The sequence below is a fragment of the Rhodoferax sp. UBA5149 genome, assembly GCF_002413825.1.
GTDB lineage: Bacteria > Pseudomonadota > Gammaproteobacteria > Burkholderiales > Burkholderiaceae_C > Rhodoferax.
This window is the reverse complement of the sequence record NZ_DHXT01000168.1, coordinates 8,749-10,818: the sequence shown is the minus strand read 5'-3', so window position 1 is coordinate 10,818 and position 2,070 is coordinate 8,749. Positions and strand designations below refer to the sequence as shown.

At 49.0% G+C, this 2,070-nt stretch carries 1 protein-coding gene; it reads right to left on the bottom strand.

What is annotated here, in order from left to right:
- Window positions 1-462: 462 nt before the first annotated feature.
- The coding region (locus B3V69_RS15405) for a PAS domain-containing hybrid sensor histidine kinase/response regulator (protein ID WP_296447897.1) at window positions 463-2,070 on the bottom strand (1,608 nt) is incomplete at its 5' end.

Sequence of the window (2,070 nt, the reverse complement as noted above, 5' to 3'; positions counted from 1 at the left end):
TTTTCAACCCTCAGCATCTCCTTCATGGCACGAACCTGCTATAGCGACTTGCTATCATCTTGCCATAAAGCGGTCGTCCATAGTCAATTGAATTCAGGACGATGCGAACGACTTAGGCCGAAATGAATGCGGTCTGAAAATCGGCCACAGCGGACCGTGGAGGTTCGCTAAAAAAGTACACGGATCATCTTTCGGGAACGTCCGCTTCCGAAAATTTCGAATGTGTACTGTCGAGACATACCTGTTATATCCAAAATGGCTAGCGACGGTCAGCTATGCGACAGTAAACAGTCGTTAAACGTTTGTAAATCGCTTGGGTTTACTGGCTAAAATGTGGGCTTTGCAGCCGATTGAAAGACAGAAAAAAAGGAAATTATGCCGGCTTGAAGGTCGCAGATTGCCCAAACGCGACGGAACCGCACTTCCTATTTCAATAAAATAAGCATTCAACACTTGTTGCATTCACGCCGACGGTTGATTCTTTCCCACTGATGTCATCGCCGCATCCAGCGCTTCAGTTAATTCTTTTATCTTGATGGGCTTAGTAAGATAGCGGAAAAATCCTGCTTCCAGTCCTTGGCCGATGTCGCGCAACATGGCATTAGCACTGAGAGCGATAATGGGAATGTGTTTCGTTACTGGGTCTTTGCGCAGAAGAATCATCGTTTCTATCCCGCTAATACCGGGCAAATTGATGTCCATCAGAATAATATTCGGCAATTGCTCTTGAGCCAGTGCGATACCCATTTTTCCGTCGCGTGCGCTTAGCATGTGTATATGGGGGATATCCTCAATTATTTGCTCGACCAGCATCAGGTTGGCCAGATTATCTTCCACATAGAGCAAGGTGTAGCCTGCCGCATCATCCTTGGGCTGCGAAACATATTCTTCTGGCTGATGAATTACTGCAGCAGGCTGTGAAGTATCGTCCCGAACAAGTTCGAACCAGAATTCGCTGCCCATTCCAACGGTACTTTCCACACCAATAGTGCCTCCCATCATTTCAACCAATTTTTTGCTTACTGCCAAGCCAATGCCCGTTCCTTCCCTGATCCCGACCTCTTGACCGAGACGGTTGAATGGCTGAAATAGCTGCGCTAGTTTTTCCGCAGACAATCCAGCGCCGCTATCTTTGACACTGATACGCAGCCGTCCCGAAGCATTCTCGGAGCATTTCACTTCGACCGTTCCCTGCTCACTGTTGTATTTGATCGCATTGGAAAGCAGGTTGGTTAAAATCTGCTTTAACTTGGTTTGATCTGCATGGACAAACCAAGTGCTGTCGAACATGTAAAAGTGAAGATGAATGCTGCTTTCTTTTGCCTGCGGTCCGAACATGGCCTGACATTCGAGTAAGACCTTGGACAGTGATACCGGTTTAAGTGATATCGACGACTTGCCGGACTCGATCAATGCAAGATCGAGAATCTCATTGATCAGATCAAGTAGGTACCATCCTGCTTTGAGGATCTCGTTCAGCCGTATCAACTGAATGCGTGTTGGCGACGGTTCGCTAGTTTCCAGCAACTGGGCGAAACCGAGGATGGCGTTCAGGGGCGTGCGCAGTTCGTGGCTCATGTGGGAAAGAAATTCTGATTTGGCAAGATTGGCTGTTTCGGCCGCAATTTTGGCTGCCCCAAGCTCGACGTTGTTTTTCTGCAATGCATTAAAGAGCAGTACCCGCTCTCCTTCAACTTGCTTGCGTGCGGTATTATCCGTGCCGATCAACAGATAACCGATGATGGCATCTTGAGCATCTCGCAAGGCCGTGATTGACACGACTGCCGGAAAGCGGCTGCCATCTTTACGAATATAGGTCAGTTCATAGATATCCTCGATGCCGCGCGAAGCTTTGAATACCAATGCCTCGAAGCCTGGCTTGATCGGTGTGCCGAGCTCGATAGTCAAAGCCTCTGCCCGTGAGATCACTTCCTGCGGATCGGAAATGTCGGCAGGGGTGATTTTGTTCATCACCTCGGCCGCTGTGTAGCCCAGCATGCGCTCTGCGCCGACGTTGAAAATCTGGATCACCCCCTTGGAATCGGTCGCGATGCTGGAGAAGTTGGCGCT